The sequence below is a fragment of the Pseudomonas sp. NPDC088322 genome (assembly GCF_044740745.1).
Lineage (GTDB): Bacteria > Pseudomonadota > Gammaproteobacteria > Pseudomonadales > Pseudomonadaceae > Aquipseudomonas > Aquipseudomonas shirazensis.
This window is the reverse complement of sequence record NZ_JBIURK010000007.1, coordinates 277,378-291,574: the sequence shown is the minus strand read 5'-3', so window position 1 is coordinate 291,574 and position 14,197 is coordinate 277,378. Positions and strand designations below refer to the sequence as shown.

General features: G+C 63.5%; 13 protein-coding genes. 7 read left to right on the top strand and 6 right to left on the bottom strand.

What is annotated here, in order from left to right:
• Position 1: 1 nt before the first annotated feature.
• Genes bioC through bioB form a run of 4 tightly spaced genes read right to left on the bottom strand, consistent with a single transcriptional unit; the run spans position 2 to position 3,775 of the window.
• The gene (gene bioC / locus ACIOAU_RS19690) at positions 2-826 is read right to left on the bottom strand and encodes a malonyl-ACP O-methyltransferase BioC (protein WP_401184090.1); all 825 of its coding nucleotides are present in this window, start codon (positions 824-826) and stop codon (positions 2-4) included.
• Complete coding sequence (locus ACIOAU_RS19685; RefSeq protein WP_101322423.1) at positions 819-1,550, bottom strand: alpha/beta fold hydrolase; 732 nt, start codon at positions 1,548-1,550, stop codon at positions 819-821. The genes bioC and ACIOAU_RS19685 overlap by 8 nt, the downstream gene beginning before the upstream one ends.
• Positions 1,543-2,715 (bottom strand): 8-amino-7-oxononanoate synthase, encoded by a 1,173-nt coding sequence (bioF, locus tag ACIOAU_RS19680; protein WP_401184086.1) that lies wholly within the window; start codon positions 2,713-2,715, stop codon positions 1,543-1,545. The genes ACIOAU_RS19685 and bioF overlap by 8 nt, the downstream gene beginning before the upstream one ends.
• A gap of 1 nt (position 2,716) precedes the next feature.
• Positions 2,717-3,775, bottom strand: a complete 1,059-nt coding sequence (gene bioB / locus ACIOAU_RS19675; protein ID WP_150571154.1) for a biotin synthase BioB — start codon at positions 3,773-3,775, stop codon at positions 2,717-2,719.
• 89 nt (positions 3,776-3,864) lie between these two features.
• On the opposite strand from bioB, the gene ACIOAU_RS19670 reads away from it, so the two are divergent.
• The 4 genes from ACIOAU_RS19670 to rarD all read left to right on the top strand — a co-directional run bounded on the left by ACIOAU_RS19670 (position 3,865) and on the right by rarD (position 7,428).
• Complete coding sequence (locus tag ACIOAU_RS19670) at positions 3,865-4,602, top strand: phosphoribosyltransferase family protein (protein WP_401184083.1); 738 nt, start codon at positions 3,865-3,867, stop codon at positions 4,600-4,602.
• Positions 4,603-4,674: 72 nt separating this feature from the next.
• Positions 4,675-5,439 carry a TOBE domain-containing protein gene (locus tag ACIOAU_RS19665; protein ID WP_401184080.1) on the top strand — a complete coding sequence of 255 codons (765 nt, stop codon included), beginning with the start codon at positions 4,675-4,677 and terminating at the stop codon, positions 5,437-5,439.
• Positions 5,440-5,503: 64 nt separating this feature from the next.
• Positions 5,504-6,478, top strand: a complete 975-nt coding sequence (locus ACIOAU_RS19660) for a serine/threonine protein kinase (RefSeq protein ID WP_101322428.1) — start codon at positions 5,504-5,506, stop codon at positions 6,476-6,478.
• A 62-nt stretch (positions 6,479-6,540) separates the two neighbouring features.
• Positions 6,541-7,428: an EamA family transporter RarD gene (gene rarD, locus ACIOAU_RS19655; protein ID WP_150571151.1), complete on the top strand. Its 888-nt coding sequence runs from the start codon at positions 6,541-6,543 to the stop codon at positions 7,426-7,428.
• Between the two features lie 232 nt (positions 7,429-7,660).
• Here the strand turns inward: rarD and ACIOAU_RS19650 are convergent, their stop codons facing one another.
• The gene (locus tag ACIOAU_RS19650; RefSeq protein ID WP_150573407.1) at positions 7,661-8,179 is read right to left on the bottom strand and encodes a glycine cleavage system protein R; all 519 of its coding nucleotides are present in this window, start codon (positions 8,177-8,179) and stop codon (positions 7,661-7,663) included.
• 448 nt (positions 8,180-8,627) lie between these two features.
• Between ACIOAU_RS19650 and ACIOAU_RS19645 the strand changes: the two genes are divergently transcribed.
• Entirely contained in the window at positions 8,628-10,805 is a 2,178-nt protein-coding gene (locus tag ACIOAU_RS19645) for a malate synthase G (protein ID WP_401184075.1), read from the top strand.
• 35 nt (positions 10,806-10,840) lie between these two features.
• Here the strand turns inward: ACIOAU_RS19645 and ACIOAU_RS19640 are convergent, their stop codons facing one another.
• Positions 10,841-11,284 carry a response regulator gene (locus ACIOAU_RS19640; protein ID WP_101322432.1) on the bottom strand — a complete coding sequence of 148 codons (444 nt, stop codon included), beginning with the start codon at positions 11,282-11,284 and terminating at the stop codon, positions 10,841-10,843.
• Between the two features lie 226 nt (positions 11,285-11,510).
• Here ACIOAU_RS19640 and ACIOAU_RS19635 point away from each other — a divergent pair, with 226 nt between their 5' ends.
• Together ACIOAU_RS19635 and ACIOAU_RS19630 are read left to right on the top strand one after the other, a co-directional pair.
• On the top strand, positions 11,511-13,448 hold the full coding sequence (locus tag ACIOAU_RS19635; protein WP_101322433.1) for a putative nucleotidyltransferase substrate binding domain-containing protein: 1,938 nt from the start codon (positions 11,511-11,513) through the stop codon (positions 13,446-13,448).
• On the top strand, positions 13,445-14,158 hold the full coding sequence (locus tag ACIOAU_RS19630) for a PolC-type DNA polymerase III (RefSeq protein WP_401184071.1): 714 nt from the start codon (positions 13,445-13,447) through the stop codon (positions 14,156-14,158). Before ACIOAU_RS19635 ends, ACIOAU_RS19630 begins: the two co-directional genes overlap by 4 nt.
• Positions 14,159-14,197 lie beyond the last annotated feature (39 nt).

The following is a 14,197-nucleotide window of genomic DNA, read 5'->3' as shown; positions in this document are numbered from 1 at the left end:
GTCATTCCCCAGCCTGCTGAGGCTTGCGCAGCACGGCATACACCACCTGATAGGTGGCCGGCAGGCCGGACGGCTGGCGCCAGTGTTCGTAGGCCTGCAGCAAACCCTGCATGCGCGCCCGCCCCGTTAGGCCAGCCGGCCGGCCAGGGTTGAGGTTATGCGCACCCAGCGCCTTCAGTTCATGGGTCAGGCTGCGTACATCGGGGTAGTGCAGCACCTGCGCACGCTGTTGCAGATCAAGCAGCTGCAGGCCGCTGCCGGCACACAGCCGCTGGTAATCGTCGAACCGGCGGAAGCGGTTGACGTGGACCATGCCGTCTACTGCCTGCCAACTGGCGCGCAACTCTTCCAGAGTGCCTACGCACAGGCTGCTGAACGCCAGCACTCCACCAGGGCGCAACACCCGCTGTGCTTCGCAGAGCACGCTGGCGAACTGGCTGCACCACTGCACGGCCAGGCTACTGAAAATCAAATCGACACTGGCGTCCTGCAGCGGCAGGCGTTCGGCATCGCCGACCACGTGGAACTGCGCGCCACCTTGCTGCCGAGCGTGACCTAGCATGCCTTCGGCAATGTCGACGGCCACGCCGACAGCGCCGGCAAAGCGCTCGGCCAGCACGCGGCTGAAGTGACCGGTACCGCTGCCCAGGTCGAGCCAGCGGCTTGGGGTCAGATCAGCCGGCAACTGCTCGAGCAAAGCCACACCGACGGCGCGCTGCAACGCGGCAACGCTGTCATAACTGGCAGCAGCCCGAGAAAACGACGCCGCCACCTGGCGTTTGTCAGGCAAGCCGCCCGGCAGGGTCGGATGGGACAGATCAGTCATCGCCGCTCTCGTGCAAAAAAATCTTGATGCCCGCCGCCAGGTCCTGCGGATATTCCAGCAGGAAGGCATGCGAGGTGTTTTCAACCAGACCGACCTCGACGTCCGGGACCAGCTCGCACAGCGCCTTGGCTGCCTCTGCCGGGACCAGCACATCGCTGCCGGCAAACAGGTGCAACTGCGGCCCGGTGTACTCCACCAAGGCGTCGCGGGTATCCAGCTTGCCCAACACCTCCAGGCCGCTCATCAGGTACAGCGGATCAGTGCTCGGCAGGCCGACATTGAGTTGCTTGAGCACGGCCAACTGATCCGGCGCACCCTGGGTGCACAGCGAGCGAAAGCGCTTCAGGGTGACCTGCAGATGGCTGCGACAGCCGTCGGCAAAGGTGCTGAAGGTGTCTGCCGGCATGCCGTGCGGCCAGTCGGCGCGGCTGACGAAACTAGGATTACTGGCCAGGGTCAGCAGGCCGCAGCAGCGATCACCGCGTTTGCGGGCCAGCTCGCTGGCGAGCATCCCGCCCAGTGACCAGCCACCCAGCCAGGTGTCCTGGGGCAGGGTGCGATCAAGATGGTCGACCCAGGCCTGGACATCGCCGTCGGGCAATTCCGGCAGCGCCAGCAGGTCGACCTGCAAGCGCGGATCCTGCGCGCGCAGGCTTGCCGCCAATGGATGCAGTGCAGCAGTACCCAGCCCCCAGCCGGGCAAGAGAATCAGGCGATTACGCATCGGCGCGCTCCAGTTGTGGATAACAGTCTGCCAATGCATTCAACAATAGCTGCACCTGCGCCTCGGTGTGCGCCGCGCTCAAAGTCACCCGCAGCCGCGCACTACCGGCCGGCACTGTCGGCGGGCGAATGGCGGTCACCAGCAAGCCGCGTTCGCGCAGCATCTGCGACAGGCGCACAGCACGGCCGCTGTCGCCGATCAGGATTGGCTGAATCGGCGTCTGGCTGTCCATCAGTTGCAGGCCGATCTGCTCTGCCCCCTCGCGGAACTGGCGGATCAACGCCGCCAACTGCTCGCGCCGCCAGCTTTCGTCACGCAGCAGCTGCAGGCTCTTGAGCGTGGCGCAGGCCAGCGCCGGCGGTTGGCTGGTGGTGTAGATGTAGGGCCGAGCGAACTGCACCAGTGCCTCGATCAAGTCATCACTGCCGGCAACAAACGCACCTGCGGTGCCGCAGGCTTTGCCGAGGGTGCCAATCAACACTGGCACCTGATCCAGACCAAGGCCGAAGTGCTCGACGATTCCGCCGCCGTTGGCGCCCAGGGTGCCGAGGCCGTGGGCATCATCGACCATCAGCCAGGCATTCGCTGCGCGGGCGGTCGCGGCTATTGCGGGCAGGTCGGCGAGATCGCCATCCATGCTGAACACGCCATCGGTAACCACCAGGGTATTGCCGGTCGCCCGCTGCAGGCGGCTGGCCAGGCTCTGCGCATCGTTGTGCAGATAACGATTGAAGCGCGCACCGCTGAGCAGGCCGCCATCGAGCAGCGAAGCGTGGTTGAGGCGGTCTTGCAGCACCGTATCGCCCTGCCCGACCAACGCGGTGATGGCACCGAGGTTGGCCATGTAGCCGGTGGAAAACAGCAGCGCACGCGGCCGCCCGGTCAGCTCGGCCAGGGCTTCTTCAAGCTGGTGATGCGGGGTGCTGTGGCCGATGACCAGATGCGAAGCACCGCCACCGACCCCCCAGCGCTCGGCGCCGGCGCGCCAGGCAGCGATCACCTCAGGGTGATTGGCCAGGCCGAGGTAATCATTGTTGCAGAAGGCCAGCAGCGGCTGGCCATCGACCACCACCTGCGGCCCCTGCGCGGTCTGCAGCAGCGGCCGTTGCCGATACAGATCGGCCGCACGCCGTTCGGCCAGGCGCGCGGTGAGGTCAAAGGCCATTTCAGGCCGACGCTGCGTCGTAGAACATCTCGCTGCTGCGCTGCTCGACCAGGGCCTGCTCGATGGCTGCCTGATGCACTTCGTCAGCGTGCTCTTCGCGCGCTTCCGGCTTGATCCCGAGGCGGGCGAACAGCTGCATGTCCTTGTCGGCTTGTGGGTTGGCCGTGGTCAGCAGTTTTTCGCCGTAGAAGATCGAGTTGGCCCCGGCCATGAAAGCCAGCGCCTGCATCTGCTCATTCATCTGCTCACGCCCGGCCGACAGCCGTACGTGCGACTTGGGCATGAGAATCCGCGCGACCGCAAGCATACGGATGAAATCGAATGGGTCGACGTCGGCTTCTTCAGCCAGCGGCGTGCCGGCAACCTTGACCAGCATGTTGATCGGTACCGACTCAGGATGCTCGGGCAGGTTGGCCAGCTGAATCAGCAGCCCGGCGCGGTCGTCCAGCGACTCACCCATGCCGAGGATGCCGCCGGAGCAGATCTTCATGCCGGCGTCGCGCACATAGGCCAGGGTCTGCAGGCGCTCGCTGTAGGTGCGGGTGGTGATGATGCTGGTATAGAACTCAGGCGAGGTGTCGAGGTTGTGGTTGTAGTAGTCCAGGCCAGCCTGAGCCAGCGCGACAGTCTGGTCCTGGTCCAGCTTGCCGAGGGTCATGCAGGTTTCCAGGCCCAATGCCTTGACCCCTTTGACCATCTCCAGCACGTAAGGCATGTCTTTGGCCGACGGATGCTTCCAGGCCGCGCCCATGCAGAAGCGCGTCGAGCCAATGGCTTTGGCGCGGGCGGCCTCTTCCAGCACCTTTTGCACTTCCATCAGCTTTTGCTTTTCCAGCCCGGTGTTGTAGTGGCCGGACTGCGGACAGTATTTGCAGTCTTCCGGGCAGGCGCCGGTCTTGATCGACAGCAGGGTCGAGACCTGCACACGGTTGGGATCGAAATGCGCGCGGTGCACGCTTTGCGCCTGGAACAACAAATCATTAAAGGGCTGCTGGAACAGCGCCTTGACCTCGGCCAGGCCCCAGTCGTGACGTGTTGTAGCAATTGTGCTGGCGCTCATCGGCGTTTCCTTATCTAGGCTCTGACTGGCGCGCAGGCCAAGAAAGCCGCCAGCGCATCACGGATAGGCGCAATATTTACGGAAGGGCCATGGACTGTCAACCAATACGCAGATGGCTGGTTTACAAGTGTACAAATATTAATCAAATGTGTTTGCTGTGTGATGAACACGCTCATCAGCCCTACCCGCTGTGCAGCGCCTGCGAGCAGGAATTGCCCTGGCTGGAGGAACAATGCCTGCGCTGCGCGTTACCGCTGGCCATCGCCGGCCTGCATTGCGGCCCCTGCCACCGCAGGCCACCGGCCTTCAGCCAGGTGATTGTGCCGTGGCATTTCGGCTTCCCGCTGGACAGCCTGATCAGTCGCTTCAAGCATCGCGGGCAGTGGCCCCTCGGTCGTTTGCTGGCGGGCTTGCTCGGGGATGCGTTGGCGCATCGCTACACCGAGGGCTTGCCCAGGCCGGACTACTTGTTGCCAGTGCCTTTGGCAGCGCGTCGGCTGCGCCAGCGCGGCTTCAATCAGGCCGATATGCTTGCGCGCTGGCTGTCAGGCCAACTGGGCATCGCCTGCAACGAGCGCTGGCTGCTGCGCACTCGCGACACCCCGGCCCAGCAAAAACTCGGCGCCAAGGCGCGCCGGCGCAATCTGCGTGAGGCGTTTACCCTGGCGCCAGGCGTTGATGTCGAAGGGCGGCACCTGGCAGTGGTCGACGACGTGCTGACCACCGGCGCCACTGCCCAGGCCATTGCCAAGCTGCTGCGCAAGGCCGGCGCCCAGCGGGTCGATGTCTATTGCCTGGCGCGCACGGCCAAACCTGGCCAGGCCTGAGCGGGCGCCGGGGTTGACTGATGACGCTACGGGAGGCAACTTCGCCAGTCTCACACCGCCTGGCTCAAGCGCATGTCTCTGCCCACCCAGCTCACCCAACACATCGCCCGCCGCCCGCAGCGCATCGCCCTGCTGCAGCACATCGCCGAACGGGGCTCGATCACCCGCGCAGCGAAGGCTGCCGGGATCAGTTACAAGTCCGCCTGGGACGCCATCGACGAGCTCAACAACCTTGCCGCGCAGCCTTTGGTCGAACGCAGCACCGGCGGCCGTGGTGGTGGCGGCGCGCAGTTATCGTCAGAGGGCCAGCGCGTGCTGCGCCTTTACTTGCGCCTGCAAGCGCTGCAGGCGCAAGTGCTCGAGGCCGCCGAACACAGTAGCGACCTCGACCTGCTCGGCCGGCTGATGCTGCGCACCAGCGCGCGTAATCAGTTGCAGGGTGAGGTCAGCGCAGTGAGCAGCGAAGGTCGGCATGACCGGGTGACCCTGGCGCTGAGTGGCGGACTGCAGATTCAAGCGCTGATCACCCGCGACAGCACCGAGCGGCTGGAACTGGCGCCAGGCAGCCAGGTAGTGGCCTTGCTCAAGGCCGGCTGGGTGCACCTGCTCGGCCCGGAGGACACAGCAGAACCTGGCAGCAACACGCTCGGCGCCACGGTCGCCGAAGTGCTCGCTGAAGAAGAGGCCAGCTGCGAAGTGCGCCTGCAACTGAGTAATGGCCAGACCCTCTGCGCTTTTGCCGAGAGCCAGTGGCTGACAGCTCATGGGGTGACCACCGGCAGCGAACTACGTGCGCAGTTCCATCCGGCTTATGTACTGCTGGGCGTGCCGGCCTAGCGACCTCCGGTGCGCGGGGTAATGGAGTACCATGGTGCTCACGATGTCGCCCTGCGGAGCTCCAATGTCCCACCCTTTCGATACCCTCACCCCCGACCTGGTCCTTGATGCGGTAGAAAGCCTGGGCTTTCTCAGCGATGCCCGCGTGCTGGCGCTCAACAGTTACGAGAACCGGGTCTATCAGGTGGGCATCGAAGACCAGCAGCCGCTGATCGCCAAGTTCTACCGGCCGGGGCGTTGGACCGACGCACAGATCCACGAAGAACACGCCTTTACCGCCGAGCTTGCCGACTGCGAAGTGCCGGTCGTGGCGCCAATCAGCCATGAAGGCCAGAGCCTGTTCGAACATCAGGGCTTTCGCTTTGCCTTGTTCCCACGCCGCGGCGGCCGGGCGCCAGAGCCGGGCAATCTCGACCAGCTGTATACCCTAGGCCAGTTGCTCGGGCGCCTGCACAAAGTCAGCGCCACGCGGCCGTTCGTGCACCGTGAGTCGCTCGCTGTGGATAACTTCGGGCATGCCTCGCTGCAGACCTTGCTCGACGGCAACTACGTGCCCAAGGAACTGCTGCCAGCTTATGAATCGGTCGCTCGCGATCTGCTCAAACGGGTTGAAGCGATCTACGCGCGCACCCCGCACCAGACCATCCGCCTGCACGGCGACTGCCACCCAGGCAACATCATGCACCGCGAAGACGCCTACCACCTGGTCGATCTGGACGACTGCCGGACGGGCCCGGCAGTGCAGGACCTGTGGATGATGCTCGCCGGCAGCCGCGAAGAACGCCTGGGCCAGTTGGCCGAGCTGATCGACGGCTACAACGAGTTCCACGACTTCGACCCGCGCGAACTGCCGCTGATCGAGCCGCTGCGGGCCTTGCGCCAGTTGCACTACAGCGCCTGGCTGGCGCGGCGCTGGGACGACCCGGCATTCCCGCGCAGCTTCCCCTGGTTTGGTCAGCCGCGTTACTGGGGCGATCAGATCCTTGCCCTGCGCGAGCAGATCTCGGCGCTGGACGAAGCGCCGCTGAAATTGTTCTAGGAGCAGGTGCAGGTCTGTCTACAATAGGTGCTGTTATTTAGCTACCTAAGCAAGGATTCGGCATGCACGCTGCAAACCCGCGTCGCGGGTATATTCTCGGCCTGACGGCCTACATCATCTGGGGCCTGTTCCCGCTGTACTTCAAAGCCATTCAGAGCGTGCCGGCGGTCGAGATCATCGTCCACCGGGTGCTCTGGTCGGCGTTGTTCGGTTCGCTGTTACTGTTGGTGTGGAAGCACCCCGGCTGGTGGCGCGAGTTGCGCGACAACCCCAAGCGCCTGGCAATCCTCGCCTTGAGCGGCACATTGATCGCCGGCAACTGGCTGACCTATGTCTGGGCGGTAAACAACGGGCGCATGCTCGAAGCCAGCCTTGGCTATTACATCAACCCATTGATCAACGTGCTGCTGGGCATGCTCCTGCTCGGCGAGCGTTTGCGGCGGCTGCAGTGGCTGGCGGTCGGCCTGGCAGCGGTCGGGGTCGCACAGCAGGTGTGGCAGGTCGGCAGCCTGCCGTGGGTGTCGCTGGTGCTGGCGCTGACCTTTGGCTTCTATGGGCTGATCCGCAAGCAGGCACCCGTCGCGGCACTGCCCGGGCTGGTAGTGGAGACCTGGATGCTGGTGCCGCTGGCTGCGGGCTGGCTGTTGCTGCACCCGGCTGCCAGCAGCACGCAGGGGGATTTCTTCAGCAGCACTGAAGCGCTCTGGCTGATTGCCGCCGGGCCGGTCACGCTGGTCCCGTTGGTGTGCTTCAACGCAGCCGCGCGACACCTGCCCTACACCACCTTGGGTTTCCTGCAGTACCTGGCACCGAGCCTGGTGCTGTTGCAGGCGGTGCTGCTGTTCGACGAGCACTTGTCGTCGAGCACGCTGGTCGCATTCATGTTCATCTGGGCCGGTTTGGCGCTGTACAGCGTGGATGCCTGGCTTAAAGTGCGCAAGCGCACCTGATCAATAAATGACCAAAATCCTGCAGGCCACAGCTGGCGTGGGCTGCAGCAACCTCTCCAGAGGTTATCCACATGCTGATCCCCGCGCTTTGTGCACAAGCGCCTGATTACTGAGCGTTTTTTGCTCAATCCTCGGCAAGCGGCATGGGCATTGGGCTGAAGCGGTACGCCCCCAGGTTATCCACAGGGACGTCCCCGTAAATCAGGGATAACCGCACCGCCCTGGCTGTGGACTATTCTTCGGCGCGCAGCTCAAGTTCGACCATCAAATCATCGGCCAGCGCTTCCAGGCTCTGCTGCAGATCCTCCAACGAAAGCGCCATCGGCAACGCCAGCAGCGCGTTGGCGTGGAACAGTGGCTCGCTGCTCATCGGCGCCGGCCGTACTTCAGTGGTGAAGCGCTCCAGATTTACCCCCTTGTCTGCCAGCAATCGGGTAATGTCGCGAACGATACCTGGGCGGTCATTGCCCACCAGTTCCATACTGATTGGCTTCCAGTTAGCGGCAGGCTCGGTGCCGCTCTCGGCGATCAGTACGCGGATGTTGTGGCTGATCAGTTGCTCCAGCGCTTTGACCAATTCAGCGTGGGACTCAGCCGGCACCGCCACCCGCAGGATCCCGGCAAACTGCCCGGCCATGCGCGACATGCGGCTTTCCAGCCAGTTGCCGTTGTGGCTGGCGATGCACTGGGCAATGCGTTCTACCTGCCCAGCCTGGTCGGGGGCGATCACGGTCAATACTAGGTGGTCCACTGCGTACTCCTCTGCCCTGCCAAGGTTTCAGCCAGGCCGAACATGGCGCAAAGGCTGGCAATCGAGTGAGTATAGGCAAGCTGTGGCAACCTGCCGCAGGGCAGTCCGAATGACTAATCGTGTACTGTTTCAAGATTTATCTGGAACAATCTACCTGTTTTTTGCGAACATGCGGCTTCCCAGCGTGACCCTATGCGACCAAATGGTCGCACAGCGACGCTTTTAGTCTGATGTTCACCCGCCTGCTGCTTCATGTAGTATGCCCCGACGCGGACTACAAAACGTCGCTGGATGTCTGCCGATGGCGCCTGTGAAAATACGCAAACCGCCCGCCAGCGCGTCTGGCAGGCCGCACCCAGCCGCCTGCGGGCATGTACTGGTGCGTGTTTGAAGAAGCGCTACAGGCTTAATACGATGAGCGAAATAGCTGAGCAGAGTGAGGCAAGCAATGACTGAACACGTTCAAGTCGGTGGCCTTCAGGTCGCCAAGGTGCTGTACGACTTCGTCAACAACGAAGCCATTCCAGGCACCGGCATCGTCGCCAAGGATTTCTGGCTCGGTGCGGAAAAGATCATCAACGACCTCGCTCCGAAGAATAAAAACCTGCTCGCCAAACGCGACCAGCTGCAAGCCCAGATCGACGCCTGGCACCAGGCGCGTCAAGGCCAGGCTCACGACGCCGCAGCCTACAAGGCATTCCTCCAGGAAATCGGTTACCTGCTGCCAGCAGCAGAAGACTTCCAGGCAACCACGCAAAACGTCGACGAAGAAATCGCCCGCATGGCCGGCCCACAGCTGGTAGTACCGGTGATGAACGCGCGTTTCGCCCTCAACGCCGCCAACGCGCGCTGGGGTTCGCTGTATGACGCGCTGTATGGCACCGACGCCATCAGCGAAGAAGGTGGCGCCGAAAAAGGCCAGGGCTACAACAAGGTCCGTGGTGACAAGGTCATCGCCTTTGGCCGCGCCTTCCTCGACCAGGCTGCGCCACTGGCTGCTGGCTCGCACGTCGACTCCACCGGCTACCGCATCGATGCCGGCAAGCTCGTGGTTGCGCTCAAGGGCGGCAGCAACAGCGGCCTGCGCGACGATGCACAGTTGATCGGCTACCGTGGCGAGGCCGCGGCGCCAACCGCAGTCCTGCTCAAGCACAACGGCCTGCACTTCGAAATTCAGGTCGACGCCAGCACCCCGGTCGGCAGCACTGACGCCGCCGCCGTCAAAGACATCCTGATGGAATCGGCCCTGACCACCATCATGGACTGCGAAGACTCGGTTGCTGCAGTCGATGCCGACGACAAGGTGGTGGTTTACCGCAACTGGCTGGGCCTGATGAAAGGCGATCTGTCCGAAAGCGTCAGCAAGGGCGGCAAGACCTTCACCCGGACCATGAACCCGGACCGCGAGTACACCGCACCGAACGGCGGCAGCGTAAGCCTGCACGGTCGCTCGCTGCTGTTCGTGCGCAACGTTGGTCACCTGATGACCAACCCCGCAATCCTCGACGCGCAGGGCAACGAGATCCCGGAAGGCATCCAGGATGGCCTGTTCACCGGCCTGATCGCCTTGCACAACCTCAAGGGCACCACCACCCGCAAGAACAGCCGCACCGGCAGCGTCTATATCGTCAAACCGAAAATGCACGGCCCGGAAGAAGTGGCGTTTGCCGCAGAAATCTTCAGCCGCGTCGAAGACGTGCTGCAGATGCCGCGCAACACCATGAAGGTTGGCATCATGGACGAGGAGCGCCGTACCACGGTCAACCTCAAGTCGTGCATCAAGGCTGCGGCCGAGCGCGTGGTGTTCATCAACACCGGCTTCCTTGACCGTACCGGTGACGAAATCCATACCTCGATGGAAGCCGGCGCCGTTGTGCGCAAGGGCGCCATGAAGAACGAGAAGTGGATCGGCGCCTACGAGAACAACAACGTCGATGTCGGCCTCGCCACTGGCCTGCAAGGCCGTGCCCAGATCGGCAAGGGCATGTGGGCCATGCCTGACCTGATGGCGGCCATGCTCGAACAGAAGATCGCTCACCCATTGGCCGGTGCCAACACCGCCTGGGTGCCGTCACCGACCGCCGCGGTACTGCACGCCCTGCACTACCACCAGGTTGATGTGCAGGCGCGTCAGGCGGAACTGGCCAAGCGCGCGCCGGCCTCGGTCGATGACATTCTGACCATCCCGCTGGCAGCCGACACCAACTGGTCCGACGAAGAAATTCGCAACGAGCTGGACAACAACGCCCAGGGCATCCTCGGCTATGTCGTGCGCTGGATTGACCACGGTGTGGGCTGTTCGAAGGTGCCGGACATCAACAACGTCGGCCTGATGGAAGACCGCGCGACCCTGCGTATCTCCGCACAATTGCTCGCCAACTGGCTGCGCCACGGCATCGTGCGCGAAGAGCAGGTGCTGGAAAGCCTCAAGCGCATGGCGGCAGTGGTCGATCAGCAGAACGCTGCCGACAGTTCGTACCGGCCAATGGCGCCGAACTTCGACGACAACGTTGCCTTCCAGGCAGCGCTGGAGTTGGTGCTCGAAGGTGCCAAGCAGCCGAACGGCTACACCGAGCCGGTGCTGCACCGTCGCCGCCGCGAGTTCAAGGCGCGCAACGGGCTGTAAGTGGAGAATGCTAGGGCCGCTTTGCGGCCCTAGCTTCACTCAATCCGCAATTCCTTCCTCACCAGCCGCAACAGCTTGTCCAGATCCGGCGGCTTGACCATGAAGTCCAGCACCCCAAGGTGCATCGCCTTGACGGCCTCTGGCACCTGCGACTCCCCCGACACCACCACAATGGGCAGATCTGCCCGCACCGAACTGCGAATCTGCTTGATCAGTTCAAGCCCATCCACTGGCCCCATGCGCAGATCGGTGATCATCATGCCAATACGCGGTTCACGCCTGAGTGCCCGCAACGCAGCCAATGCGCTCGACGCACTGATGCAGCGGATACCTTTGCGATTCAGATACCAGGCCAGGGCTCTACGGCTGAGGATGTCGTCGTCGACCACCAGCACCAGCGGCAGTTGCGGCGGTGGCGCGCTGACCAAGGCCAACGCCTCGCGCTCGGCGTCACTCAGAATGTCGTCATGCTCACCCATGGTCTTCCCGTTGAAATATCGTCTGCACAGCGTATGACCACAAATTCGCCGAATGTGCTATCCGCCCGTGCAGCCAACGTCGCCGAACGGGCGTTATGCCCTCATAGACTTACGTCCAATGGGCACGAACCGGCCGCCAGCCGACCATGGGGACCGAGAACAACAAGGCCGACTTCACTATATATAGTTAGATATATATAGATCGGCACAGCGATACGGTCAGCTCATGAGTAAAAAGGACGCCTACAGCCAAGCCGGCAGAACCGCGGTGTTGCAGAACATCCAGGGCACATTGCAGTTCCTGCAGCGCTTTCCGCCGTTCAAGCAGATGGAACACAGCCATCTGGCCTTTATGGTGGAGCAGTGCCAACTGCGCTTCCACGCCAGCGGCGAAAGCATCATCAAGCCCGCCGATGGCCCGGTCGAGCACTTCTATATCGTCAAGCAAGGGCGGGTCGTCGGTGAGCGCCAGCACGTCAGCCAGGCCGGGGTAGAAACTACCTTCGAGATCACCAGCGGCGAATGCTTCCCGCTGGCGGCCTTGCTTGGCGAGCGTGCGACCCGCACCGAGCACGTTGCCGGCGAGGACACCTTCTGCCTGCAGCTGAACAAAGCTGCGTTCATTCGCCTGTTCTCGATGTCGGATGTGTTTCGTGATTTTGCTCTGCGCGGCGTCAGCAGCCTGCTCGATCAGGTTAATCAGCAGGTGCGCCACCGTGCGGTAGAAAACCTCGGCAGCCAATATTCCCTGAATACACCGCTGGGCGAGCTGGCCATGCGTCACCCGGTGGTGTGCACTCCGGACATGCCCTTGCGCGAAGCGGTGCGCCTGATGCACGAACAGCAGGTCGGCAGCATCGTGATCATCGATCCGCAGCGCTTTCCGATCGGCATCTTCACCCTGCGCGACCTGCGTCAGGTAGTAGCCGATGCCAGCGCCGAACTGAGCGCGCCGATTGCCCTGCACATGACCGCCGCGCCGTTTTACCTGGCGCCGGATGCAACTGCGTTCGATGCGGCCATGGCGATGACCGAACGACATATTGCCCACGTCTGCCTGGTACATGAGCGGCGCCTGTGCGGGGTGGTGTCCGAGCGCGATCTGTTCTCCTTGCAGCGGGTCGACCTGGTCCATCTGGCGCGCACCATCCGCCATGCGCCACGGCTGGACACATTGGTGTCGCTGCGCGGCGAGATCAGCCAGCTGGTCGAGCGCATGCTCGCCCACGGTGCTTCGTCGACGCAGATCACCCAGATCATCACCCTGCTCAACGACCACACCGTGTGCCGGGTGATCGAGCTGGCCCTGGCCGAGCGTGGCGATCCCGGCGTAGCATTCAGCTGGTTGTGTTTTGGCAGTGAAGGCCGCGGTGAACAAACCCTGTTCACCGATCAGGACAACGGCATCCTGTTCGAGGCCGACGATACTGCCCAGGCCGACGCCCATCGGCGCGCTCTGCTGCCGCTGGCGCAGTACATCAACCAGTGCCTGGCGCAGTGTGGTTTCAGCTTGTGCCAAGGCAATATCATGGCCGGCAACGCCGACCTGTGCCTGTCGCGCAGCGAGTGGGCGCGGCGCTTTGCCGGGTTCGTCCGCGAGGCCAGCCCGGAAAACCTGCTCGGGTCTTCCATCTACTTTGACCTGCGCGCGGTCTGGGGCGATGAGCAGGCGGTCGAACAATTGCGCCAGGGCATGCTTGCCCAGGTCCGCGACAATCGCATTTTCCAGCGCATGATGGCCGACAATGCCTTGCGCCAGCGGCCACCGGTGGGGCGCCTGCGCGACTTCGTACTGACCCGTCAAGGCAACGACAAGGCCGCCACCCTCGACCTCAAGGTGCAGGGCCTGACGCCGTTTGTCGACGGCGCCCGTCTGCTCGCCCTGGCCAACGGCATTGGCGCCTGCAACACCCTCGAACGCCTGCGTCAGCTGGTCGCCAGAGAAGTCATCGATGCCCTGGACGGCGCCGCCTTCGAAGAGGCATACCACTTCATCCAGCAGACCCGCATGCAGCAGCATCAACGCCAGAGCCGCGCCAACCAGGCCTACTCCAACCGGCTTGACCCGGACAGCCTCAACCAGCTCGATCGACGCATCCTGCGTGAGTCGCTGCGCCAGGCTCAACGCCTGCAAAGCAGCCTGGCCCTGCGGTATCAGCTATGAGTCTGTTTACCTGGCTGCGCCCTTCCCTGCCTGCCGCCGTCGACCCGGCCATGCGCCAGCGCCTGGCGCAATTGCCCAAGCCAGCGCCGCCAGGCGTGCATTCGCTGCGCGAGCAGCGCTGGGTGGTCATCGACCTGGAAACCAGCGGGCTCAACCTAAACCGTGATCAGGTGCTGTCGATCGGTGCAGTGGCTATCGAAGACGGCGCCATCGATTTCAGCCAGCAGTTCGAACGCACCTTGCACCGCCCGGCGCAGAAGACCACCCCCAGCGTGTTGATCCACGGCCTCGGCCCGGATGCCCTGGCCGCCGGCTCAGCACCCGCAACGGCGCTGCTGGAGTTGCTCGAGTTCATCGGCGACAGCCCACTGCTGGCGTTCCACGCGCCGTTCGATCAGCACATGCTCGGCCGCGCCTTGAAAGACAGCCTCGGTCATCGCTTGCAGCACAGCTTTTACGACGTGGCCGAAATCGCGCCGATGCTCAACCCCGACACGGTAATGCGCGAGGCCGGCCTGGACGACTGGATCGGCCACTTCGGCCTGCAGGTGGATGAGCGCCATCATGCCAGTGCCGACGCCCAGGTCACCGCCGAGTTGGCCCTGATCCTGTTCAGCCAGGCCCGCCGGCAGCAGCTCGACAGCCCCCGGCAACTGAGCACGCGCCTGCAGCAATGGCGGCGGCGCAAGGCTCAGAGTCACAGTTGGTAATAGCTATCCGATAGACGTGGATTGCGTGCGGCCACCCGC